This is a genomic window from Vibrio sp. 378, assembly GCF_033339435.1.
In genome coordinates this window covers 1-861 of sequence record NZ_JAWOUO010000298.1, presented here as the reverse complement: position 1 = coordinate 861, position 861 = coordinate 1, and the positions used below count along the sequence as shown (strand labels likewise).

General features: G+C 53.0%; 1 protein-coding gene. It reads left to right on the top strand.

Going from position 1 to position 861, the window contains the following annotated elements; genetic code table 11:
- On the top strand, window positions 1-861 hold an 861-nt coding region (locus R7Q48_RS25830; protein ID WP_318133024.1), incomplete at both ends, for a thiamine pyrophosphate-dependent enzyme.

Genomic DNA, 861 nt, shown 5'->3' with positions numbered 1-861 from the left:
GCCTGTACTAAGCACAGCTATCTCGTGACCGAAATTGAAGACCTAGCGCCAACGCTAGCCGAAGCGTTTGAAGTGGCCAAAACAGGTCGTCCGGGCCCGGTCATTGTCGATATTGCGAAAGATGTTCAGCTTGCTCAAGCCCCAACAGAATTGCTGCCACCTTACGTTGCACCTGAAATTGAAGACGTCAGTGCTGAAGACATCAAACGCGCGCAAGACGTACTGGCAGCGTCCACTCGCCCAGTGTTGTATGTCGGCGGCGGTGTGCAGCTAGCGAAAGCAACAGATGCAGTGAGAGAGTTCTTACGTCTGAACCCGATGCCAGCGGTAAGCACTCTGAAAGGCTTAGGTACGATTGAACGCCATGACCCTCACTACTTAGGCATGTTAGGTATGCACGGCACCAAAGCGGCCAACCTTGTGGTTCAAGAAGCGGATCTGTTGATTGTCGTAGGCGCGCGTTTTGATGACCGTGTGACGGGCAAACTCGATACCTTTGCGCCGCACGCCAAAGTCATCCATATCGACATCGATGCGGCAGAAATCCATAAGCTTCGCCACGCAAACGCACCACTGCGAGGCGACATCAATACCATTCTTCCTCAATTGGAGCTGACTCAAGATATCTCATCGTGGGTTCACCATAGTGAAAGTCTGCGTAGCGGCTTTAAGTGGCGTTACGACCACCCTGGCGATCTTATCTACGCGCCGCTGCTGCTTAAGCAGTTATCTGACATGATGCCAGACAGCGCCATCGTATCGACTGACGTAGGCCAGCACCAAATGTGGGCAGCTCAGCACATTCAGCCACGCGATCCGCAAAACTTCATTACTTCCGCAGGCTTAGGCACCATGGGTTTT